Genomic DNA, 22,947 nt, shown 5'->3' with positions numbered 1-22,947 from the left:
ACAGAGCGATGATAAAAACACCCCTTTCAACCGAACAAAAAATACGCGGCAATAATCGCAGTTACACCGCTCGCATTATCTTCTCATTTCTCTCCTGCAAAGTGCCGGAAAGCATTAAGATTTTCGCCCCGAATACACAAACGGGATCGGTACCTGACCAAATAGTCTACCCGTATTTATACCATATCGAACAGAGACTTTTTATTGACGAGGAAATAAATTATCGCGTGTTCCCTGAACCGTACAATATTCACCGCGACAATAGAATCCACCAAGTAAAGCGCCAGCCATATTCACACATCGGCTACATCGGAAAGAAAGCTGACCACTCCGGATCGGTAACAGATTGTATCAAACTGTATCTGCCGAACACAGACACAAAAAAAATTACTATCCGTACTAATCCTGACCGAATAATTAAAGAGGCAACCGTAATTGCAAAAACAAAAAACGATACGGAAATCACCCGGTATACAATTACAAACAATACACGCAATGAAATTGTCTTTCCACTAAAAGCAGAGAATGTCGGTATCCTTGAATTGCATGTTACGAAACACACAGCGAATAAAAGAATATGGATTGTCTCCTTTTATCCCGGATTTGAATTCTTTGTTACTGAAAAAGACGTAGTAAAAATTAAACAGCAAAAAAAGAAAACAGAAAACAAAGAAGGCTCTATTGGCAGGCTCTATATTAATTCACTTGAAATCGAATTGAATAATATAACTCGCATGTATGATGATAAAAATAGTGAAAGCCCCATTGCAGGTTTTTTTAATGCAAATGCGATTGTCTCCGTCGCACTCATTCTCAATACACGAAAAAATCAAAAGCCGTTTATATTGAACTTCGGAAACTTCTTTGTAACCGACATTGACACGAACGAGCAGAAAATAAGTGTAACTGTAAAAGCACAAGACTATATCGGAGTGCGTAAAAATGATTATCTTAATTTAGGAATAGGAGACAAAACAAACGCCTATGAGTGCTTTGCAAAAATCGCAAACGCAATAAACTTATCTGCTATCAAAGTTGACGAGCAATTAAAACGGGTTGCGCTAAATCGCATCCCTTTAAACGGAAACATCGGATCACTGCTAAATAAACTGTGCGTATTAACCAACGCCTTTTGCGCCTGCGATGAAACAGGCTCCGCCCTCATCGCAACACCGATGCTCTCTCGTCACGGAGCAATTCGCTACCCATTGCGCTATTTTTTATTGCACGAATACAAATCACAAGGCGGTGGACAAACTAAAACACTTTCGCCAAATATCATTAATCTTTCATACGCAACGTATGAATATGACGGTGAATATCATGCTGGGAAAAAGCAATCATACATCTACAATGAGCGAATCCCAAAGCGGGAATTTCCGCAAGATAAAATACGCATTCCCCTTCATGAGCGCGAACTCGGCGCAGGAGCAGAGCCGAGTGCAACCTTTACCATTTTACTTCCTGATAATTTTGAAGCCCTTGAATTCTCTGACCCGCTTATTCCGAAAGCCCTTGAATATGAAACCATTTACGAGTATGGCGCACAGGAAAAACCGATACGGGCAATTGTGAAGGTTTGGAACTTTATCGATCGAGATGAAGGAGAGCAGTTCACTATTATTCAAATGATACGAGAAAAGCCGTATAATACTATTTTAAAAACGGAAAACTTCATTGTACCGAAAATGCCGCGCACGTATATCATCCCTGAAAAAGACCCGTCATTAAATAGCGCCGATGCCGAAGCAGTCGAGTCGCGCAATGCACACAATAAGCCGGAAGTATTTAAAATCGATTTAAAAGATGCGGCAAGTTTTGACCTCATTAAAATTGAAAACATTTTTAAACAAACTCAATTTGAATTCTTATATCGAATTACTAACGAAGGAATTGAAGTTAAGGCGTGGAATTATTTTAAAGAGAACCCTCAAACGCTCACCGTTAAAATATACGGCAGCCGTCTTACTCCTTCACAATTTAAAAAAACAATCACCGCAAGAAACGAAGATGACATACAAGTCAATGGCGAAATCGTAAAAAATATTGAAGTGGGCGCGCTCGCTTCCGATGACATTGCACGCGATGTGTTACAATCAATGAGTTATTATTACCGACACTTTGCAAAAGATTTTAGTGTACAAGCATGGAGCGACCCGCGCCTGATGCTCTACGATTTAATCGCCTTTAAAAGTTTACGCGGCTATGGATTTATGCAAGGAATAATTGATGAAATGGAATACACCTATAACGGTGCATTAGCCCAAAAGATAAAAATTAAACAAACTAAAAAGCATACTCGCGACAGCAGAGCCTTAAAAAGTTTTGCATTGAAAGACCGCCCCGTCCTTGCAAAACGAGAAGCGGGGTATGCGTAAAAATAAAAAATCTAAGGAGATTATAAAAATGGAAAAAATTAGAATCAGGAAATTATTTAATGCAGACCTTACAAAGGAAAATTCAGAAAACTTTGTACAAAAAGAAAAAATTACAAACATTATTCCGAATAAGGTATACTATGTTGAACACTCAATTTATTTTTCAAACACCATGGAAGTCTATGAAGATGATACAATGCAAAAGCCGCTTGTCCTTGAAACCGATTATAACTTTGCAGAAATCGATTCAATCGCTTCTGAAATGTCAAACATTGATTGTTACAAAGCGCTGACCTTCAATCAACGTTTTGAAAAAGTATTTATTCGCTATCATTCTTATGGAGACCTTTTATCTGCCGAAGATATTAATTGCATTGCCGACGGAGTAAACACGCTAAGCGAAATAAATGAAAAACAAACACAAGAATTTAACACACTCGTGCGCAACTTTGAAGAACACATTACAAACGGCAAAGCACACAACGCAACCGAAACGGTTACCGGTAACTCCATCGCATACAGAACCGAAGACGGAAGACTGAAGGCGGCGGATGCAAAAGAAAATGAAGACCTGGTAAACTTAAAGAGCCAAACCCAAGCAATACAAACAAGTGAAGAAAGAACACAAAACAAAATTACCGAAGCAAAAAATGAACTCATCTCCGATATTGAAACGCTCACAAAAAAAGTTAAGGCGGAAAACCCCACCCTAACACTGCAAGACTTTTTGCCTGCGGGTATCGATGAGTCAAGCGCAACCGATGAACAAAAACAATCGGCGGAGCAAAAACTTGACGAGCGTACTGCAGAGCTTAAACCCTATCATAATGTTATCCGCAATAAAAACAGCTCTATTGAAGTTCCCGATGCCCAAACTGAAGCCGAAGCCGTAAATAAAAAAGCACTTGATGTAGTTGAAGTTAATGTTGCGAATCTTAGAACAGGTCTCGGCGAAATTTCAAACCGTGTAGATGTAGTTGATGGCAATATTGCAAATCTTACAACAGACATCGGCGAAATTTCAAACCGTGTAGAAGAACTCGAAAACAAGCCCGCTCCCGGAGGCGATATATATAAATTTGACGGGTTTGAAACTGAAACAAACAAAATATGGCGTACCGATAAAACAAACTGGAATGAGGTTGTTGTAAAAAGAGTTTCAATACCTATTTATTTTTTGAAAAAAGGATCGGGAAAACCTCTTGATCTCAAACCGCTCAACATTGATACCATAACAAGCATAGAAGGGGTTGTAACAATCGGAAAGGAAACCTATCCTTTAGCCTATGCTGCGGCAAAAAATATGATTGCGCTTAATACTACTAAGGCTCAATTGCTGTTTAGTGCGATAAGTACTAATTGTTCAGCTTACATTGTGCTAGAATATTTTTAAAATTTATTTTTTTGAGCCTGCAATAATCATATCAGGGTAGCCTTTAATGCTTACCTTTAGCTTAAACGGATGCCCGCTTGCGGGGTCAAAATATTGATTGTCCAGCACTTCAACTTTGGTAACCGGTATTTTTATTCTTTTACTAAAATCAAGACTATCTTTCGCAAGCCATGTTTCGGCAAAATCGTTTTCAGGCTTAGCCGGATATAAATATATATCCCAGCACGTATAGTCATCCGGATAAACAGTATCCCCACCTGCACAATTGGTAAAACCAACAGTTTCAGTGTATATATAAGTCATCCATGTAATTTCATCAAATGCCGGGGCATCGTTAAAGGTTACTTTATAATTCTTAATAGTAAATTCAGGTCTTTTTGTTTTATCGTCAAACCATCTTTTTGATACAAAACCAACGGTTTCAAGTTTGCCTGATTGCGTTCCGCTTGGTTGCGTTTTGCCTGAATTATTCGCCCCGGAATTAGTCGATCCGGTATCTACACCGCTGCCGGCTTGCGTGTTATCTCTACACCCGACCAAGGCTGCAATCGCAAACAATAAAAATAAAACCTTCCTCCGCTCTTATTATACCACCTTATCTATATTCCGAAAAGTCAAAAATTAAAATAGTACAATGGCTAAAATAAAAGCTTAAGGAAGTAAAAAATGAAAACACCTATTAGTTATTACGGCGGCAAACAACAGCTTGCAAAAAAAATAGTATCACTTATTCCTGAACATAAAATCTACTGCGAACCCTTCTGCGGAGGTGCTGCTGTTCTGTTCGCGAAAGAGCCCTCACAAGCTGAAGTCATCAACGATACAAATGCGGAAATCATCAACTTTTACCAAGTTGTACAAGAAGACTTCCCAGCACTCCAAAAAGAAATTATGAAAACGCTGCATAGCCGTGAAATGCACCGACATGCCAAAATAATTTACGAAAACCCTGACATGTTTGATACGGTAAAAAGAGCATGGGCTGTATGGGTGCAAGCTAATATGTCATTTGGGAATAGTATCGGGACGGGGTTTGCGTATGAAAAAAAGAATGAGAGTACAACAAAGAATATTGTAAATAAAATAGATGAGTTTACGGATAAAATATCAAATAGAATTAGAATGCTGCAAATTGAAAATTGCGATGCCTTAAAGGTTATTGCTTCCCGCGATACAGCCGATACATTCCACTATATTGACCCGCCCTATGTAGGTACACATCAAGGACATTATGACGGTTATACTCAACAAGATTTTGATAACCTTTTAGGAATGCTGCAAAATATACAGGGGAAATTCTTGCTTAGTTCTTATCGAAACAAAGCCCTTATGGAGTTTACCAAAAAAAATAATTGGTACTGCATTGAATTAAAAATGGCCTCTTCTTTAAGCGCAAAGGGGAAAGCTAAAAGAATGACAAAAATAGAAGTCCTAACCGCAAACTATCCAATCGGAATTGTTGACGGAGAAGTAAAAAAACTTTAAAATATTTCTTGTAAAAAGGGTGTTTTACAGTGTTAAAAAGGCTAGTAAAATGTTAAAAAAAATGGTTTAAAAAATGATTAAAAACCATCAAAATTTGTCATAAAAAACACGAAAAAACAGCCTAAAACACGCAAAAACACACGTTTTTTGCCAAACCTCGTAATAAATTTTGCCAAACCGCGCGTAAAGTTACAGTCAGAACCGCTTATTTCTCGCTCACTCGATACACTTATGATTATATTTGCAGTACCTGTATATGATAACGCCGATAAAAAAATTATCGGTGTAGTAAATGCAACTGTTAACGGAGTTTGGCTTAGTGAACATATTAAAGATGTCACGATAGGAGAAACAGGGTATTGTTATATCATAGGGCTTACCGGTACAACAATTGCCGACAGAGAAATCGAAGTAGTAAAAAAACAAGAAAATAGTATTGAGCAGGCAAAAACAAATTCTTCATTTGAGACAATAGCGGATTTTGAAAAGAAAGCTATGAAAGAAACAGAACCTTCTGCTGATTATTTTTATTGGGAGGGAGAATGGGAAATTGCTTCGTTTGCAAAAATGCAAAACACCGGCTGGACAGTTATTATATCCGCACCTGTATATGAATTTATGGGAACCATAAAAACATTGAGGGCGACCATAGCGGTTACAGGCAGCATCATATTGCTGATCGCCCTTGGCAGTGTTTTTTTCACCGCACACACAATCATAAAACCCATAACAGCTACCGTTAACGCATTACGAAATATTGCTCAAGGTGACGGAGATCTGACAGTTTATCTGCCTGTTACAGGAAATGATGAAGTAACCGATCTTGCCGATTACTTTAATCAGACAATAAAAAAATCGGCGAATCTGTTAAACAAGTAGCTGAAAATACAAATAGCATGCAGAATATTGGTACTGAGCTCTCAAGTAACATGACAGAAACCGCAAGTGCGGTATACCAAATCAGCACAAATATTGATGGAGTAAAACAGCAAGCACTTACACAAGCTGCAAGTGTTACGGAAACTGTTGCAACTATCGAGGAAATTATTCGTACAATAAAGCAACTTGATTCAAGCATTGAAAATCAAGCGGCAAGCGTATCCGAATCTTCATCAGCAATAAAACAAATGGTCGCAAACATCGGTTCTATAACTCAAACTCTTGAAAAAACAAATAGTGCCATTAACAACCTTGCAACTGCTACTTCCGAAGGACAAGACACTATTATCATTTCAAACGATGTAACACAAAAAATTGCAGAAGAATCAGGGGCATTGCTTGAAGCGAGTGCCGTTATTCAGCACATAGCAAGTCAGACAAATCTATTGGCGATGAATGCCGCCATAGAAGCAGCTCATGCGGGAGACAGCGGAAAAGGCTTTGCGGTTGCCGCTGATGAAATCAGAAAATTGGCAGAAGAATCTTCAGGGCAAGGAAAAGCCATAGCTACTACATTAAAAACACTGTCCGGAGAAATTGATATTCTTTCGTCTTCTGCTGAAAAAGTAAAAGAAACGTTTAATGTTATTTTTAAATTATCCGGAGAAGTAAAAAATACCAGCAATCGTTTAATGCAGGCAATGATGGAGCAAGAGATTGGTAGTGGAGAAGTATTGCCAGCAATTGAAGGCATTAATAATATTACAGCAGAAGTAAAGGATGGCTCTACTGAAATGCTTAAAGGCGGAGAAAGCATTGCGCTGGAAATGCAAAAACTGAATAATCTTACACGGGTAATTACCGACAGCATGGATGAGATGGCATCGGGCGCAATTCAAATAAATAACGCGGTACAGGAAGTAAACGAAATCACACAAAAAAACAAAGAGAGCATTGAAAAATTAGCAACCGAGGTTAAGAAGTTCAAAGTTTAAAACCTTGACAACCGTGTGTTTGCAAGTTTTTTAAAACCTTTGAAATGTACATATAAAAACCGGCGAGGAAGTTTTGAGCACATCCGGTGTAACGTTCTGTAATTAACTTCTATTATACTAATCGGAGCATTAACAATGAATAGTTGCGGTTCCAGCATTCCTATGGTAAATTGCTCACCGTTGCAAAATTCCAAACGATGTTTTAAAGCATCAACACTATTTTGTAAAATTGAAGCTTTAAAACTCGTTGGCGAACCAAAGGTAGAAATTCCAAGGGTTCGCCCTGTGGTAAGTTTGCTCACCGTTGCGCCGTGTCGAGCTCTTGCTTATAAAATTTTTTACAATTTGTATAAAAGTATTAAAAGAGTGCAGCACTAAGGCTCAGTAACTTCAACCGCTTGTGCGTGCCGCAGGTAAAAGAGCACGAGGCGTATGGGTTTTTGCTCCGCGTGTTTTATGCGGTATAAGTCGTCGACCGCTTTTTTGTATACCTGTAATTGAAGCCGGTGGTTTTCCGGATTGATCACCGAGTCGGTTTTATAATCCACAATATAAATGCAGTTATCCGCCTCAAACAGTAAGTCGATTTGACCGGCAACAAGTTTGTTTTCCAGACGGGTGATAAAACCGTATTCCGTTTTTCGCAGTTGAGCGGCGAGGGCTTTTTTTCCAAGCTCTGAATTAAAAAAAGTATCCCGCATGGTATGGATTTCTTTTTTAAGTTTTTCAGGTATGGAAATATCCCTTTGCAAAAAGTACGCTTCAATCGCTTTGTGGGCAAGGCTTCCGATATCAGCGGCGGAAAGATCCGAGCCGCTCATTGCGGGCGGCTCTTGCTCGCGGGCATTTGTCCAGCGGGAATCTTTTTCAAGACCGGTTACCGCCGTAACGGGTTTTTCCGTTAATCGATGTGCGGGCTTTATCTGCAGTTTCCGATACACCGCCGCATAGTCTGTTTTCCGGCTCTGCGGAATTTGCGATGTAACGGTTTTTCGCTCTATCGGCAAAATTTCCTCAAAGGAAAACACCGGCTCTTTTTCGGCAAGGATATCATTGGCTATTGCGGAAAGCAAAAGCGAAAAGAAACTTCGAGTTGAGGAATTGGGATTTTGCTCGGTAAAGAATTTTTTTATTTCTTCAAAACTGCGTTGTACATTTTCCGTATATTGATCTTCTTTTGCGGCGATCGGCAACGTTCCCGAAATAATCAGCCGGCATTCCGCTCTGGTTAAGGCAACATATAAAAGACGTTTTGCCTCCGCTACCTGTTTTTGTCCAAGCTCTTCTTTCATTTCCGTATAAAAAATATTTTCAGGATTGCCTTCAAAGCCTTTGACGGGCGGCAAATGCATTGCCACCGAATACTCATCGGAAAAATAAAACTTTCCGTCTTTCTTTATCGGGATACCTTTGTAATCACAGGAAGGAATACAAACGATGGGAAATTCAAGCCCCTTACTTTTATGCACGCTCATTATTTGTACTGCGTCGTTATCACCCTCAAAAGGGATTTCCATTTCATCGGGTTTTTCGAGATTTTCCGCATAGGAGCGAATGTTGGCGACAAAATCGCTTATCGCAATATGCTGTTCATCTGCAAGCCGCGCCGCTTCAAAAAAATAATCATAAAGGTCAAGGTATGAATGATACTCGGGATTGGTAAGCAGTATATAGCGGTACGCTTCATCATACCAAAGTTTTGTTACCAGTTCCGCATTTGAATATGATTTCAGATAATTCTGTACCCGCTCGTACAATGCCCTGCCCTGCTCAAAACGATTGCGAGCCTCATCCTCAAGAAGCGAATCCATGTCGGCGGAAAAAGGTTCGGCGTTATTCAGCATGATAATCGTAAAAGATCTATCATCGAGGAGCACAAAGGGAGAGCGCAAAACCTGCGCATAGCTTTGCCTGTCGGAAGGCAGTAGGGCAAGTTGCAGCAGCGCATAAATGTCGTTTATCGGCGCATCAAAGAATAAACCTTTTTGCTGTACCGACCGATAGGGAATTCCTTCCGCCCGCAAAAAGCGTTCAAAAATTTGTTGGTTGGTGGTTGCGCGCATGAGAATGGCAAAATCCGCCCAGCGGCAGGGGCGGGCTTTTTCATCTTTATGCCGCACCGGCGTTTTGTCTTCGTATAATTCTTTTATCCGTTTTGCAAGCCTAAAGGCTTCCGCTTCACGCGGCGTTAAATACAAAGTTGTCCCCGCTTCTTCGGAACCTTCAGACGAACCGTCCAAGTCATCCAAATCATCAAGCGTGTCTTCAAAGCGTTGGTAGTTTTCCAAGCGGTGTTTGTCAACGCCGAATAATTCTATTTTCGGCTCTACGCCTTCTGTGTGCCGCGCGGTGCCTATCGGAAAAAACTCCGCTTCAAACGTAGGCACTATTCCTGAATCCGGTTTGTTTCGGTGAGAGTAAAAAACCAAACTGAAAATCCGATTAAAGAAATCTAAAAGCCCTGTTTCCGTTCTGTAATTGGTATCAAGACTTGTTTTTGTCCTGTATGAGTCTGCATGCAAATCGTAAGAGAGTTGTCTGAACACGGCGACATCCGCACCGCGGAATGCGTAAATCGATTGCTTTTCATCGCCGACAAAAAAGAGTTTGCCTTCGGAAAGTTCTTCAGAGGCGGGAATGGCGGGCGTTTCCCAGTTTTCTCGTTCGGCAAGCAAATACAAAAGCTCTTTTTGTAAAATATTATTATCCTGAAATTCATCTATCATAATGGCGGAGATATCTTGTTTATAAAAATGGCGTATGTCGGGATAGTGTAACAGTACATCGCGCGCAAGCATTGCAACATCTCCATAATTGAGCGTGCCGGTTTCTTTTTTCTTTTGAATATACTCCGCCTGAATTTCTTCAAAGAGTTTAAAAAGCTCTTCAATATCAGCTTGGTGTCCAAGCAAGGCATAGCTGTTTAATAGTTTCGGATAAATACGCTCCCTAATTTCATTTTTGATTATACTTCTGCATTCGGCTGCTGCAAGATTAGACCCTCCAAGATTTCCTTTTATAACAAAAAGTTGTTCCAGTTTATGAAGATACTCTGCACAATCATCGCCTGAAAAATCATAGTTGTTTTGAAAAACTGAATCAAGAATCAGTTTGCATTTTTTAATTGCATTATTATTGAAGTCCGCTTTTGAGCAAAGCAAATCGAGCTCTTGCAAAACCCTGCGAGCCTCATCTGCGGCATACCGAAAAGATTCTTTTGTTTTTTCAAGTTGGAGCCTAAGCTTTTTTTGAAAATCTATCGGGCTTGAAACAAAGATATGTTCAGAAAGAAGCGTACCGAATAATTCCTGCGCAAATGTTTCGATATTGCTTTCTCCCATAAACGTTTGCAAGCTTTTATTGTTGCGATGTTTTAAAAAAAAGTCTAACGCTATTTGCTCCGCAAGCAGGTCGCCGGCATTTTTATCAATACTGAAATCGGGACTGATCCCGAAATTTTTGCACCCCGTTCTTGCAACCGCAAGAGAAAAAGAATCGATGGTCATAATGCGCGCAAGATGAAAACTGTTTATTGCCTGTTTTGCCTCGGGGCTGTCGCATGTCAACAGCTCTCGGTATATGCGCTGATACATTTCCGCCGCCGCTTTTTTAGTAAAGGTAAGAGCAACAATTTTTTCTACCGGAATTTTTTTGTTTATAACCAAGTGGATATAGCGGGCGGTCAGCACCCGCGTTTTTCCCGAGCCTGCCCCGGCGGAGATCACCGCATTGACATCGATAAGTGCGGCAGCTTTTTGATTCTGATTTAAGCTTTCGATAAAGTCGCTCATTATTCCCCCCTCACAATATATGCCGTTCTGCAAATGCCTTTAAAGCCGCACGCCTTGCATGTTTGCCACGTAACATTTTCAGGTTTTATAAAATTTTCCGATTTGACTGCGGCGGCAAAATCCTGCACCGAAGTTTGAAAACACGTCATTACGCCGGAGAATTGTTCCCGGGAAACAGAGCGTTTTCGCCCTTGGTCTATAACAGCTTTGTTGTTAATAATAAAGCTGACATCTTGCTCTCTTAGGCCGATGAAAAAAGCATGTTCAACCAATTCTTTTTCGCTATGCTCCAGCAAATGCACATACATCGGCATTTGAAAATCGAGAAGCTCTCCGTTCTTTTCATAATCGGTGTAGCTTGACGCTGGCGGACGCCTGCCCGTTTTGTAATCAAGCAAAACCGAAGACCCTTCAGCGGAAACGGAAACGCGGTCAATAATTCCTTCGTAAAAAATTCCGCCCGATTCAAATTCGATTCTTTCTTCAATTTTTGATAACAGCCAGCCGTCAAGTTTTTCGCAATCAAATGATAAAGCATACTCAACCGCTTCAAAAATTCGCGAATACAATGATTCAATAAACGGCGTTGCAAGCGGCCCCTGATACTCTGATCTCATTTTTGCGGTTTTTTGTATTATATCTTTTGCCCATTCTTTGTATGTTGCAGTGTTTGCGGAACAAAACTTTGTATCTTTTGCCTTAATCTTTTGATACAATTTTTCCAGCACCTCATGAATTAAAATACCGACATAACGCGGATTAAATAATTCAGCCTCGTATTGTTCATCGTTGATAGTAAGCACGCGTGATAAAAACCAGTAAGAAGGACAAAAGAAAAAATTTCTTAATCCGGTTTGATTTACCCGCACCGCGCTTCCTTTAAATTGCACAGCGTGAATGCGCTCGGTGAGCGCTGCTATCTGATGCTTAAAAGAATTTTGCAAATATGAAAAACCTTTTTCGGTGTTTCTGCCACTCCATACTTCAAAGCCGTTTTTTTGAATGGAATAAGCTTGCGTAAAAGCCTTGCCGCCTTGATACATCATAAGCTCTTCTAAAAACGAGTCCGTTTCATCAATGGATGGCGGCGGCACTGTTTGGGTAAAGTTACTGTTTGCAATCACAAAGCTTGAGATTGTTTGTTCGGCAAATGAAAAAAAACAATTCCCGTTTTTGGCATAGGCGGCAAAAAACGCCTGCGATGCGTCGGTGTTCGCCACATTGAGTAAATCCCGTTTATCCTGCCGCAAAAAGGGCAGCTTTTTGTAAATAATGCCGGTGGAATTCTGATTACAATTTAAAACAAAGTGATACGTAAACGGCGCACCTGCCGCAACCCGATACGGAAATATCGCAATGCCAAGCCCCTCATTTTGCGGTACGTAAATTTCATTTTGCAACTGCGTAATAAAAAACCGATACGGCGAGCTTGGCAGACAGTTTTTAAACTCTTCTTCAAGCTCGGAAAGCTGGCGCAAACAGGCAAGGCAGCGCGACATAACCATATCATCTTCAGCGGAAAATTTATCCTCCACAATAAATCGATCCCGAAAGGTAAAATACGCGGTTTGTATTTCAGTAAACGTTTTTGCCGAAGTTAATTTTTCCGCCATCTGCATAAAAGGAATAATCCAATTTTTTGCCGCCTCTTTTTCATCCTCTTCCGCAGGATTTTCTTCTTTGCTTATTTTAAAAGATTCAAACCAAACATTTTTATAACGCTTCTCATCTTGCCAAGAAACAACGCAGTTATTTTTAATACCGTAACTCATCAGCGCCCGAGCGCCGCATTCATTCGCCCAGGGAATATGTTTATTAAACACAAGCGCCTTCATTGATTCAAACGAATAATGCTGATCGACCGCATCGGCAATTTGACTGAATAAAAACCCCGCCTGATTATCCGCCAAAGAAAACCCTGTCCTAAAATCGGCGGTAATTGAGCGCAATGCAAACTCCCGCTTAAGATACGGCATCATCTCTTTAATATTCGGCACGCTTACCGCAATCTCGGATATGGACACGCCCTCATTTAAAAGCTGCTCAATCCGCAGCACGGTATTCCGTATTTCCGCCCGCGTATTTTCAAAACTAATCAGCGGATTCTGCGCCGCATCAAAAGAACCAATCGGCAAAAAGCTTACTTCGGGGCAGGCTTCAAGCAACTGCGCATACTCGGAAAAATCTTCTATTAACTCGGGATACACAATGATATACTGTGAAACCTGCGGGGTAAAAACATCCGCCGTCCACGAAGGCTCAAAAAGCTCATGCTTTTGCAAAAACGCCTCGTACTCTTTTTTTAAAAGAGCCAAATCCTTCGCCTCCGTATCCGTCGGAATACCGCTTTGCGTAAACCGTTTTTCCCAGTGATCAAGCTGCGGTAAAAGAGAGGCAATCCAATCGGCAAAAATCCCGCTTGACTCGGCATACGCTTCAGGAATCAACTCGGTAAAAAACGCCTTTCCCGCAGAAACCTGCCGCCTGTTTTTTTCGCTCACCGCATGTGCAAACAATTTCCTGACCACCTGCGAAACAGGCGCCGCCTTCTCCGAATCGGCAATTAAACAGGCAGTTTTAAAACTGTCCCACGCAACAAACATATCCGCCGGCAACGTCGGCAGCCCCGTCAAATCTAACGCCTTATGAAACCACAACCGAGACACAACCTTTGACGGAAACACAAAACACACATCCAAACTTGGCGCATAGGTTTTTATACACTCCGCAATGCTTGCATCGACAGTCGCCTTTCCCGCAGTTTTTTGCATTTAACACCTCTTCTTTCCATTATATACCGAATTGCCTATTTAGTTCAAACATTCAAGCCGCATTTTTCAACATCTTTGACGCCATACCGATTTCGCTTTTAGAGTTATCAGCTCACGATTTATATGAAAGCAAACCATTCGGGCGTTCCCCTTCATGCGGCGTACTGCGGGCTCCGCTGCGGTTAACACCCGCTCTGAATCTAATTTTGGTTGTCTTGTTCACAGTGGCTGTGAGTTCGAAAACTCCCAGTTATAAAAAGAGCCCGACAAAACGGTTTAGTTTTTGACGTCCTTGTCAAAAACTAAACCACGAGTTTTAAAACTCCTATTATAGAAGTGTGGTAGTTTTCAAACTCGCTTCTGTTTGGAACCACGGGCGTCCGTGCCCGTTCTGAGTTTGACAACGGTGAGTACACTTACCATAGGGATGCTGAAGCCGCAAAACCATTACTGTCAATTTGGAAGGATATAATACACGTACAGTCAAAAAAGCCCCTAAGGTACATAATAGGGAATAGTAGGAGGATACTATGCGACGTTATAGTCAAGAATTTAAACAGCAGGCATTACAACTGTCTGATGAAATCGACACAAAAGAATCGGCGAAGAATCTCGGTATTTCATACGGGACGCTGACCGATTGGCGAAAAACGAAAAATCGCTATAAAGCAAGCGACGGAGCTGCAACGGCAAAAGCTATCGTTTTGGATGAGCGAGAGAGACAGCTCCAGCGCGAAATCAAAGAGCTCAAAGAAGCCAACGAAATCTTGCAAGGCGCACTCGCTTTTTTCGTGAAGGGCTGGAAGAAGTGAAAAAAAGCACTATCTTTGCATATATTTTTTACACGTATGAAAATGCCGACGGCAAAAAAAGCCATCCGGTTTTGTCGATATGCAAAGCGTTAGGCGTCAGTGAAATTTGAAATGAGGCAGCCTGGAGCCGGAGTCATAGTTCACAGTGATGCCGGAAGCCAATTTACAAGCATAGCGTATAAACAAACGCTTGGAAAATTCAAAGCTATCCAAAGCATGAGTGATGTTGGAAAATGTTATGACAATGCGCGCATGGAAAGTTTTTTTGCAACATTAAAGAAAGAACTTTTATATAGAATAGATACAACAAAGATGATGCGGAAACAAGTGAAAACGCTTGTATGGCAATACACCATGGTCTATTACAACCGGAAAAGAATCAGTACGGTTAATGAGGATGGCTTACCGCCGACATTGTATCGGCTGAAAGTCACAAAGAAAAAGAATGTAGTGGCTTGAACATACATTTAGGGGATAAAAATACTGAACTGATATTGACATTTCCATTTCCATTTTGACATGGACGTCAAAATCTAATCCATTGTTCAGAGCAAGCTTTCCTTCCTTCCCTTAAGACCCCTTCCATCCTTGCCTGGAAGCTTCGCTGGCTATGCAACGCTGCTTAGGGCGCTGCCCTAAGAACCCATGCTGAAAACGAGTGATTTCAGTGTTCGCTATGGAGTAAAAAGCTTTTTAGTTGTGATTATCAGGCAATAGTGGATCTGTATTTAGAAGTTTTTAGTGGCTGCTGGCGCAGAGCGTTTTTCGCTTATGCTTCGCATTAAGGGGACTCTGCGTCCCCTTAACCCCTGCACCAGAGAAATGTAAATTTCAGAACCGACACGGACGCCCGTGGTTCCACACAAAAGCGATGTTTTAAAGCAAAGTAATTTGGAAAGCTTTAAAACTCGCAGGTTTAGTTTTTGACACGGACGTCAAAAACTAAACCGTTGCTCTAAATTAAAGAATTTTGCGTGCAATGTTTGATTACGTAAAAAAATGTGATAGACTTTTTAGCATAGTACTATAAATGTTTTTAGGAGGTTTTAAATGAAAAAACTAATACGTATGGTTTTCGTTGGCTGCGTGCTTTGCGGTTTGTCCGCGTGCGCTAATAAACAGGAGTCGAGTGTAATAACGTTAAATTATTGGACACATGACGATCCTGCACGTACCGAGTTGGAAACAAGGCTTATTGCGGAATTTGAAGCAAGTAATCCTTCCATTAAGGTTGTGCGAACCACACAGGGGCCTGCAAAACTTATTGAGCTTGTGCAAACCGCTTTTGCGGAGAAGCGAGGGCCTGATATTTTTAATCTTTCAATTGAGCATTCGTATTCGTATATTTCCAATGCAAGGGTGGCTCCGGTTAATCCTCAAGCTGCAGGGTATAAAAATCAACAGGCAATTTATGATAATTATCTGCCCGAAATTCTTAATGCGGTTACCAAGGGCGGCAAAATTTACGGGTTGCCTCTTGAGATTACTAACTGGTGTATTTATATCAATAAGAAAGTGTTCCGCAGTGTCGGGTTGGATCCTGAAAGAGATTATCCGAAAACATGGGAAGATATGGTGAGAATTTCAGAAAAGCTTGTTATCCGTGACGGGGATGTTTTAATTCGCCGCGGTTTTGATTTTCGGTATCCGTATTATCTTGTTGCGTTTGTTCCGATGGTTGAGCAGCTTGGCGGGAAGCTTATAAGCGATGATGGTAAAACGGCGATTGTCGGTGATGCGGCATGGATTAAATTCTTAACCTTTATGCAGCAGTGGGGACCTTCGGGGAAAAATCTCGGGTCTCCTACCTATAAGAATGCGCGTAATATTTTTAACAAGGATAATAATGACATCGGCATGACCGCAACAGGGTTGTATCAGCAGGGGAGAATCGAAAAGGATAATCCGGAATTTTATGCAAGTAAGGAGTGGATGGTTGTTCCCTTCCCTGTTTTTGAAGAAGCGGTGAATAATGTCCCCGCATGTTATTACGGGCATTTTTTAATGGTAAATAATGATATCCCGAAAGAAAAACAGGATGCCGCATGGAAGCTTATCGGATTTTTGCTTTCGCATGGGGAGGATTATTTAAAAGACGGCGGAAATATTATTCAGCCGACAAAGGTGCTGCTCAATTCCGGTACGTTAAAAAATATGCCGTATTCCGATGTTTTTATCTCCGATATGAATAAGGCTCATATGGTGTATTACGGGGCGCGCAGTGCGGAATTACAAACCGCTATCAGATCTGCAGTAGAGTCTGTGATGCTTTCGGGGGTGAGTCCGGAAAAAGCGTTGGCAACACTCAAAGCAGCGGCACAAGCAATTATAGACGAAAACTAATAATATTGAGAATCTTTAAAAGCTTGATGCGTTTTTAATGTATTTTATGCGAATCGTAAAAAAATTTATAAAAAAGAGCCCGACACGGCGCAACGGCGGATCCTTGGATTTTCTACCTTTGATTCGCCTACGAGTTTTGCCTGTTTACGCTAAAGTATCAGGCAAAACATCGTTTAGAATTGAGCAACGGTGGGCAATTTACCATAGGAATGCTTAAATCCGGTTTTAACATCCGTGCCCGTTCTGATTTTGACGTCCTTGTCAAAATTAGGTCTTGCGAGTTTTAAAGCTTTGCAAATAGTCTTGCTTTAAAACATCGCTTCTGTTTAGAACCGTGGACGTACACGCGCGGGCACCTCATGCATTTTGATGAGATAAAATTGAGGAGCATCCGATTTAAAGACTTTTATAAGGGATTTTTTGTTTGCCGGTTTAAGCAAATTTCTTTCCGTAATTATTGATGGCCTCTGCCATGTTTTCTAAAGAAACTTGCTCCATAACGCCACCCATATCATAGGCAACGCGCGGCATTCCATAGACAATTGACGAAGCTTCATCCTGTCCGATAGTTCGGGATCCTGCCGCATATAAATTGGTAAGTTCTCGGGCTCCGTCTTTCCCCATGCCTGTCATGATAATTCCCAGCGCTCTGTTTGTAAATTGCTTTGCAATTGAGGCAAACAATACATCAACGCTTGGGCGGTGTCCGTTTTCTGGAGGAGTATCAATAATTTTTGCTATTGTTGCAAGCGGGCGTTTGTCGACAACCATATGCCTACCGCCGGGAGCAATGAGTACTCTGCCCTTTTTAATAACATCTCCGTCGCTTGCTTCTTTTACTTCCAGCGGACAAATTTTATTAAGACTTTTTGCAAACTCTTCGGTAAAACCTGCCGGCATGTGTTGTACCACTACTATGGGTTGCGGTAAGTCTTCACTAATATTTGCAAATACTTGTCGTAACGCATTCGGCCCTCCGGTGGAAATTCCGATTGCAATAATTTCAATATTACCCGGTTCGCAGACAGGTACCGGTTTTTCGTATTTTTTTGTCGGAAATAAGGAGGTGCGTTCTTTACCTCTGCTTACCGTTGGAGAGAATAACTTGCTTAAATCTTTCGGTGTTTTTTGTGCGGCTCCCGCTCTTCTTTTTAACTGATATTGCCGTCCGTACGCTACCACAAAGTCTATGATTTGCTTTGCTACCGTGTGTAAGTTTGCAGAGTCCGCTCCCGAAGGTTTTGTAACAAAATCACTGGCGCCAAGCTCTAAACAATCCATCGTAATTTTTGCCCCTTCTTTAGCAATACTGGAAAGGATTACAACAGGAATATCAATATTAAGGCGTTTGCGTTCTTTTAAGAATTCAACCCCGTTCATTTCCGGCATTTCCAAATCTAATAAAATAACATCGGGATCGGCTCTTTCGAGCTTTTGTAATGCAAAGCGTCCATTCATTGCCTTATCGGCAACAGTAAGAACAGGAGAACTAACTATAATTTTTTCAATTAAGCTTCTCATAAGAGCTGAATCATCTACTATTAAAACTCGTATCTCTTCCATAAGAAAAACTCCATCATATTTATTGCCGATCTTGCGGCACTGCGCAAGGATTCGATATAACCACAGTTATACTTATATAACATTTCCGTTTAAAACAGAAAATCAGACAGTATAATTCACTAAAGATATTTGCGCATAAAAGCTAAATATCTTTTTTATATAAACAAGCCCAGTCGGTTTTCAAAAATTCAAATTTTGTATTCATCCCAAAAAGAGATTCTGAATGCCCAATAAATAAAAAAGACTTTGGCGACATAGCATCATAAAATCGATTCACCACGGCTTTTTGAGCTGCCTCATCAAAATAAATGAGTACGTTTCTGCAAAAAAGAATATCAATTCCGCGTCTATTCGGTTCATGCTTTAAGTTATGATAATCAAATTTTACCATACTCATGATTTCAGGATTAATCTGGTATCCGTTGTCTTGTTTTTTAAAATAAGCCGTTAAATAATCTTCAGGTACTCCGACAACCTTATTTTCTTGATAAAACCCTTGTTTTGCTACCATAAGTGATTTTAGCGACAGATCAGAGGCTAAAACTTCCGCAGTGAATTCCTTCGGCAAATACCTATACAAAATCATTGCAATGGTATAAGGCTCTTCTCCTGTTGAACAACCTGCGCTCCATACCAGAATTTTATTTTTCCCTTGAGCTTTTTTTATTTTCACGAGTTCGGGAATAATGTAGTTTATGAGCGCATCAAAATGAGGTTGGTTTCTGAAAAAGCGGGTTAAGTTTGTAGTAACAGAATCCAATAACACCTTTTGCTCTTCCTGCTCTTTAAGCACTTTATTGTAGTAATCTTCTACTTTTAAAATGCCGGTTTCGCGCAAGCGTTCCTGAATTCTATTTTCCAAAATGGGGCGGTTTGTTGCAGAGAATGTTATACCGCTTTCATTATAAATTAATGTTTTAAAGTTATTAAACTCGGTATCCGTTAATACTGTCATATTAATCCTTCATCGGTTATTAAGTGTATCATAAAGAAAATTTCTTTTCCAGTGCCTAGTGTCTATTATGAACAAAAGATGCGTTTTATCAATTGAGATAAAAAATTCTGACTCTTAGAAAAAACATTTCTTAATCCAAAAAGTTTTAGCTTCTCCTTTAATATCTTATCGGTTTATAAAATCGAAATCAGTAATGTTTTATACCATCATTATAAATACTACAAACGGCAGTCCGGAAAACATCAGCTTAGCGTTGTAACAATGCAAGGCTTTCTTGTGATAAGCTGTCTCCTTTTTTTATGCCGTTGCGTTCAAACCAGCCTTCCGGTACTTCCAACGCATAGCGCACGGAGCTGCTGCTTGATATCGGTTCAAGGCTGAATGGTTTGAGAGATCGAATTTCTCTGATTTTTCCTTTAGAATCAACATAGGCAATTGAAAGAGGATGCGGAGTGTTTTTCATCCAAAAGTGAAGAACAGAATCCTTTTGATACACAAAGAGCATACCGGTGCCGTCAGGAATTTCAGTGCGTTCCATAAACCCTCGTTCTTGTTCCGCCTGTGTGCGGGCAAGTTCGACAATAAGCGTCTTGGATATTCCCTGCGAATTGATGATATGAATAACTTCTGTGTGCAGTTTTTTTTCCGCTGCACAGGCTGCATAAATCGTTATACAACTAAAAACTATTGATAAAATTCTCACGGTTAATCTCTGTTTTTGCTTTTTCTACGGTATTTTGCTGAATCAAATCATTAAATACTTTTACATCAATATATTTAATAAGCAAGGGTCGCTCCAGAATAAGGCGAACCGAATCGTTTTCCCAAATAGCTCGTTGAGGATTAAGCGAATGTGGTTCTCCGTATTTTTTTACAAGATTTGTGTAAATTGAGTAATAATCAAGTTTATCCGTGTTAAGTTTAAAAGACATGGCGTATAAACTGTCCTGATAAAACTGCAGCCAGCTGCGGGAGATAAAAAAAGAGCCCGAGGTTTCGATAAGGGTGCGATTTTCACTTGGTAAAAGAGAAATATCTCGGTCGCCTTTATAGCCGAATATTGGATCTTTTTTTAAGAGTTCCTTAACGGCACTAACATTCATTCCCAAAGAAATTCCGCGGTATTCGGCAGAAAGCTCTTCTATTGTGGTATTTTCAGTGCTTTCCGTTTCTTCACTATCTACAGGTTCGGTAATCAATGCTTCTGAATCCGCAATAAGAAACACCGTAAAGAAAAGAAAAATCACCGTATATAAAAAACATTTTTTCATAGACTACCTTACCAATAAGATGAGGGTTTGTTTTTCGCATCTTTGCGTGAGCGCTCAATGACTTGCATCTTTTTAAAATAGGCCGCCTGCTTCATAAGTTCAAGCTCATCGGTAACGGATATCTTATCATCAACACAACGAATAATCGGCTCACCTAAAAAGTCTGAAACTGCTTGCGCTACCATGTTTTTCGGTATACCGCACATATTTGCCAACTCCACAGGACCAAAGTTAAACGTATGAGTTTTGCCTGCTTCAGGTTTGCTCCGCGCTTTCTCAAGCTGGATTGCAAGCATATCATACATTTTTTCTGTTGTATCTCTGATACAGGTGTTAGCAAGCTGTTTGTACATTACCCAGATTCTGTCTGCCAGTGTTGTGGTAAGACGGGCAATAAGCTGCGGTTGAGTTGCAACCATTTGGTTAAAGTTATTTCGGTTTACCGCTAAAAGTTGACAACCGCCGGCGGTTGCAATAGCACTTGCAGAGCGTGGCTTATTTTCAAGCAAAGCCATTTCTCCAAACATATCACCTTCTTTCAGTACCGCTAAAAGCACCTCGTCATTGTCAACAATTTTGGTTATTTTTACATGCCCTTTTTGAATAATATACAGTTCCGCTCCCGGTTGACATTCGCAAAAAATCATTGCTTCCCGATCGTAAACACGAGTCATTTCTTTGGTATTCGGCTCCAACATATCTATGGAAACTTTGACCCCCATTGATTTGATTGCCATAAATCGTTTTCGCGCAGCATCCGCATACGTCCCTTCAGGACTTTCTTTTAAATAATGAAAATATGCATAGAGCGCAAGCTCAAATTTGGACATTCGCAAATAATATTCACCGATGGTAAAAAGATGCGAAACATCCATATCAATATTTTTCTTCAAGGTAATACGGGTAAGAGCTTCATCTAAATAGCGCATTTTCTTTGTAAATGAGTAAATAATTTTCATTGCAACCGGGGTGTTTTTTTCAATAAGTTCCGAAAACTGATCATAGCGGACGGCGATGAGTACTACATCCGTTATCGCGATCGCTGTCTCAATTTGGTTATGCCGTGCCATACAGGCAATAACGCCCAAAAAGTCACCCGGCCCCAATACACTGCCGCCTTCTTCAGCCACAACCTCAATTTGTTTGGCTATTTGTACGTTTCCGCTTTGAATAATATAAAAACGATCAGTATCGGTTTTTCCTTCTATTAGAATGTATGACCCTTTCTTAAAATTAACAAAAGACAACCGTAACAATTATCCGTCTCCTTTCAAATGAATTCTTCTATGAAGAATCCCGTTTTAACTTGTAAGATTTTAATTCCATTCTCCTGCATATAATATTTCAGGCTCAAGTCTAATACCATTCGATTCAAAAATTTTCCTTTGTACTGTTTCTATTAACGTGCGAATATCCGCTGCCGTGGCATTGTGTTCATTTATAATAAAATTGCCATGCCAAGGTGCAACTTGGGCTCCTCCAACTCGTAAGCCGCGAAGTCCCGCTTCATCAATAATCTTTCCGGAAGGCTTTCCGAAATTTCTATTGTTTTTAAAAGTACTTCCTCCGGACGGTGCCCGAAAATGTCCTTTTGTAGTTCTATCGGCAAGTTTTTCCTGTGCAAGAGCTTCAATCTCTTTCTTTATTCCTTGCGTAAGTAAAAAACTTACTGAAAGGATTATCGGACGATTATACCCCAATTTGACTCCATCTTCCGTTTGAAAAGGGGATTTTTTATAATCCCAATCTTCCTTATGATATTTTACTTCATCCAGTATACATCTTTTTTCAAAAAAAGACAGTGTTCTGGCACTGTAAAATACATCGGAAATCGATTTTTCATAGCATCGCGCATTCATATAGGCCGCACCGCCAACAGTGCCTGGAAGACCGCCAAAATTTTCCAAACCTGCGAACTCTTGTGCAATACAAAAATCAATCAATTCTTGCATTAAAACACCGGACTCGGCTGTTACTAAAAAGCCGCCGTCTGTTAGTTTTTCCGTTTGAATTGTACGTAGCTTTTGCAAAGAAACAACCACCCCTCTTATTCCTTTATCGGCTACTAAAATATTTGTTCCACCTCCGATTATCGAAACAGGGATGTTTTCTTCAAAAAAATAACAAATTGCGGTGTCTAACTCTTCTATGGAGGTCGGCTCAAAATATACATCTGCAATGCCACCGGTTCGGAAACCTGTTTTTTCCGCCAGAGGAACATTAAAACGCAATAAATGTCGGAACTTGCACTTTTTCGGTATTTCTCGTAAAATAGGCATAGAAAATTAGTATATAATAAAAGTGAGAATTG

The 22,947-nt window shown here is 40.4% G+C and carries 15 protein-coding genes and 1 pseudogene; 7 read left to right on the top strand and 9 right to left on the bottom strand.

Features of this window, described 5'->3' with window-relative positions; all coding sequences use genetic code 11:
* Window positions 1-8 precede the first annotated feature (8 nt).
* The gene (locus tag FUT79_RS02095) at window positions 9-2,378 is read left to right on the top strand and encodes a hypothetical protein (protein WP_244951116.1); all 2,370 of its coding nucleotides are present in this window, start codon (window positions 9-11) and stop codon (window positions 2,376-2,378) included.
* A gap of 28 nt (window positions 2,379-2,406) precedes the next feature.
* Entirely contained in the window at window positions 2,407-3,771 is a 1,365-nt protein-coding gene (locus tag FUT79_RS02090) for a hypothetical protein (RefSeq protein ID WP_148889215.1), read from the top strand.
* A 3-nt stretch (window positions 3,772-3,774) separates the two neighbouring features.
* Here the strand turns inward: FUT79_RS02090 and FUT79_RS02085 are convergent, their stop codons facing one another.
* Window positions 3,775-4,329, bottom strand: a complete 555-nt coding sequence (locus tag FUT79_RS02085) for a hypothetical protein (protein ID WP_024751798.1) — start codon at window positions 4,327-4,329, stop codon at window positions 3,775-3,777.
* 108 nt (window positions 4,330-4,437) lie between these two features.
* On the opposite strand from FUT79_RS02085, the gene FUT79_RS02080 reads away from it, so the two are divergent.
* Both FUT79_RS02080 and FUT79_RS02075 read left to right on the top strand, forming a co-directional pair.
* A complete protein-coding gene (locus FUT79_RS02080; RefSeq protein ID WP_044634746.1) occupies window positions 4,438-5,256 on the top strand; it encodes a DNA adenine methylase in 819 nt (272 codons plus the stop codon).
* Window positions 5,257-5,451: 195 nt separating this feature from the next.
* Window positions 5,452-7,130, top strand: a pseudogene (locus tag FUT79_RS02075) (methyl-accepting chemotaxis protein); the annotation flags it as partial.
* Between the two features lie 374 nt (window positions 7,131-7,504).
* On the opposite strand, the gene FUT79_RS02070 reads toward FUT79_RS02075, so the two are convergent.
* Window positions 7,505-10,921, bottom strand: coding sequence for a UvrD-helicase domain-containing protein (locus FUT79_RS02070; RefSeq protein WP_024753011.1), 3,417 nt, complete (start codon window positions 10,919-10,921; stop codon window positions 7,505-7,507).
* Complete coding sequence (locus FUT79_RS02065) at window positions 10,921-13,692, bottom strand: PD-(D/E)XK nuclease family protein (protein ID WP_024753010.1); 2,772 nt, start codon at window positions 13,690-13,692, stop codon at window positions 10,921-10,923. The genes FUT79_RS02070 and FUT79_RS02065 overlap by 1 nt, the downstream gene beginning before the upstream one ends.
* A gap of 530 nt (window positions 13,693-14,222) precedes the next feature.
* Here FUT79_RS02065 and FUT79_RS02060 point away from each other — a divergent pair.
* The 3 genes from FUT79_RS02060 to FUT79_RS02050 all read left to right on the top strand — a co-directional run bounded on the left by FUT79_RS02060 (window position 14,223) and on the right by FUT79_RS02050 (window position 16,847).
* Window positions 14,223-14,504: a transposase gene (locus tag FUT79_RS02060; RefSeq protein ID WP_024753009.1), complete on the top strand. Its 282-nt coding sequence runs from the start codon at window positions 14,223-14,225 to the stop codon at window positions 14,502-14,504.
* A 99-nt stretch (window positions 14,505-14,603) separates the two neighbouring features.
* Complete coding sequence (locus tag FUT79_RS02055; protein ID WP_244951115.1) at window positions 14,604-14,963, top strand: integrase core domain-containing protein; 360 nt, start codon at window positions 14,604-14,606, stop codon at window positions 14,961-14,963.
* 591 nt (window positions 14,964-15,554) lie between these two features.
* Window positions 15,555-16,847, top strand: coding sequence for an ABC transporter substrate-binding protein (locus FUT79_RS02050; RefSeq protein ID WP_024753008.1), 1,293 nt, complete (start codon window positions 15,555-15,557; stop codon window positions 16,845-16,847).
* Between the two features lie 432 nt (window positions 16,848-17,279).
* On the opposite strand, the gene FUT79_RS02045 is transcribed toward FUT79_RS02050, so the two are convergent.
* The 6 genes from FUT79_RS02045 to murB all read right to left on the bottom strand — a co-directional run bounded on the left by FUT79_RS02045 (window position 17,280) and on the right by murB (window position 22,915).
* A complete protein-coding gene (locus FUT79_RS02045; RefSeq protein WP_002695388.1) occupies window positions 17,280-18,410 on the bottom strand; it encodes a protein-glutamate methylesterase/protein-glutamine glutaminase in 1,131 nt (376 codons plus the stop codon).
* Window positions 18,411-18,552: 142 nt separating this feature from the next.
* Window positions 18,553-19,365, bottom strand: coding sequence for a CheR family methyltransferase (locus FUT79_RS02040; RefSeq protein ID WP_002695389.1), 813 nt, complete (start codon window positions 19,363-19,365; stop codon window positions 18,553-18,555).
* A 247-nt stretch (window positions 19,366-19,612) separates the two neighbouring features.
* On the bottom strand, window positions 19,613-20,068 hold the full coding sequence (locus FUT79_RS02035; protein ID WP_002695391.1) for a DUF192 domain-containing protein: 456 nt from the start codon (window positions 20,066-20,068) through the stop codon (window positions 19,613-19,615).
* Window positions 20,043-20,636, bottom strand: coding sequence for a hypothetical protein (locus FUT79_RS02030; RefSeq protein WP_002695393.1), 594 nt, complete (start codon window positions 20,634-20,636; stop codon window positions 20,043-20,045). Before FUT79_RS02030 ends, FUT79_RS02035 begins: the two co-directional genes overlap by 26 nt.
* A gap of 8 nt (window positions 20,637-20,644) precedes the next feature.
* Window positions 20,645-21,892: a Crp/Fnr family transcriptional regulator gene (locus FUT79_RS02025; protein WP_024753007.1), complete on the bottom strand. Its 1,248-nt coding sequence runs from the start codon at window positions 21,890-21,892 to the stop codon at window positions 20,645-20,647.
* A 60-nt stretch (window positions 21,893-21,952) separates the two neighbouring features.
* Window positions 21,953-22,915 carry a UDP-N-acetylmuramate dehydrogenase gene (gene murB, locus FUT79_RS02020; protein ID WP_002695397.1) on the bottom strand — a complete coding sequence of 321 codons (963 nt, stop codon included), beginning with the start codon at window positions 22,913-22,915 and terminating at the stop codon, window positions 21,953-21,955.
* Between the last annotated feature and the right edge of the window lie 32 nt (window positions 22,916-22,947).

Source organism: Treponema phagedenis, assembly GCF_008153345.1.
Classification (GTDB): Bacteria; Spirochaetota; Spirochaetia; order Treponematales; family Treponemataceae; genus Treponema; species Treponema phagedenis.
The sequence above is the reverse complement of the archived record's forward strand: the minus strand, read 5'-3'. Positions and strand labels throughout refer to the sequence as shown.

Bases quoted from the DNA above. Each gene is read 5' to 3' on its own strand.
- FUT79_RS02095 (WP_244951116.1), top strand. From the start codon at position 9: ATGATAAAAACACCCCTTTCAACCGAACAAAAAATACGCGGCAATAAT.
- FUT79_RS02090 (WP_148889215.1), top strand. From the start codon at position 2,407: ATGGAAAAAATTAGAATCAGGAAATTATTTAATGCAGACCTTACAAAG.
- FUT79_RS02080 (WP_044634746.1), top strand. From the start codon at position 4,438: ATGAAAACACCTATTAGTTATTACGGCGGCAAACAACAGCTTGCAAAA.
- FUT79_RS02070 (WP_024753011.1), bottom strand. From the start codon at position 10,921: ATGAGCGACTTTATCGAAAGCTTAAATCAGAATCAAAAAGCTGCCGCA.
- FUT79_RS02065 (WP_024753010.1), bottom strand. From the start codon at position 13,692: ATGCAAAAAACTGCGGGAAAGGCGACTGTCGATGCAAGCATTGCGGAG.
- FUT79_RS02060 (WP_024753009.1), top strand. From the start codon at position 14,223: ATGCGACGTTATAGTCAAGAATTTAAACAGCAGGCATTACAACTGTCT.
- FUT79_RS02050 (WP_024753008.1), top strand. From the start codon at position 15,555: ATGAAAAAACTAATACGTATGGTTTTCGTTGGCTGCGTGCTTTGCGGT.
- FUT79_RS02045 (WP_002695388.1), bottom strand. From the start codon at position 18,410: ATGGAAGAGATACGAGTTTTAATAGTAGATGATTCAGCTCTTATGAGA.
- FUT79_RS02040 (WP_002695389.1), bottom strand. From the start codon at position 19,365: ATGACAGTATTAACGGATACCGAGTTTAATAACTTTAAAACATTAATT.
- FUT79_RS02030 (WP_002695393.1), bottom strand. From the start codon at position 20,636: ATGAAAAAATGTTTTTTATATACGGTGATTTTTCTTTTCTTTACGGTG.
- murB (WP_002695397.1), bottom strand. From the start codon at position 22,915: ATGCCTATTTTACGAGAAATACCGAAAAAGTGCAAGTTCCGACATTTA.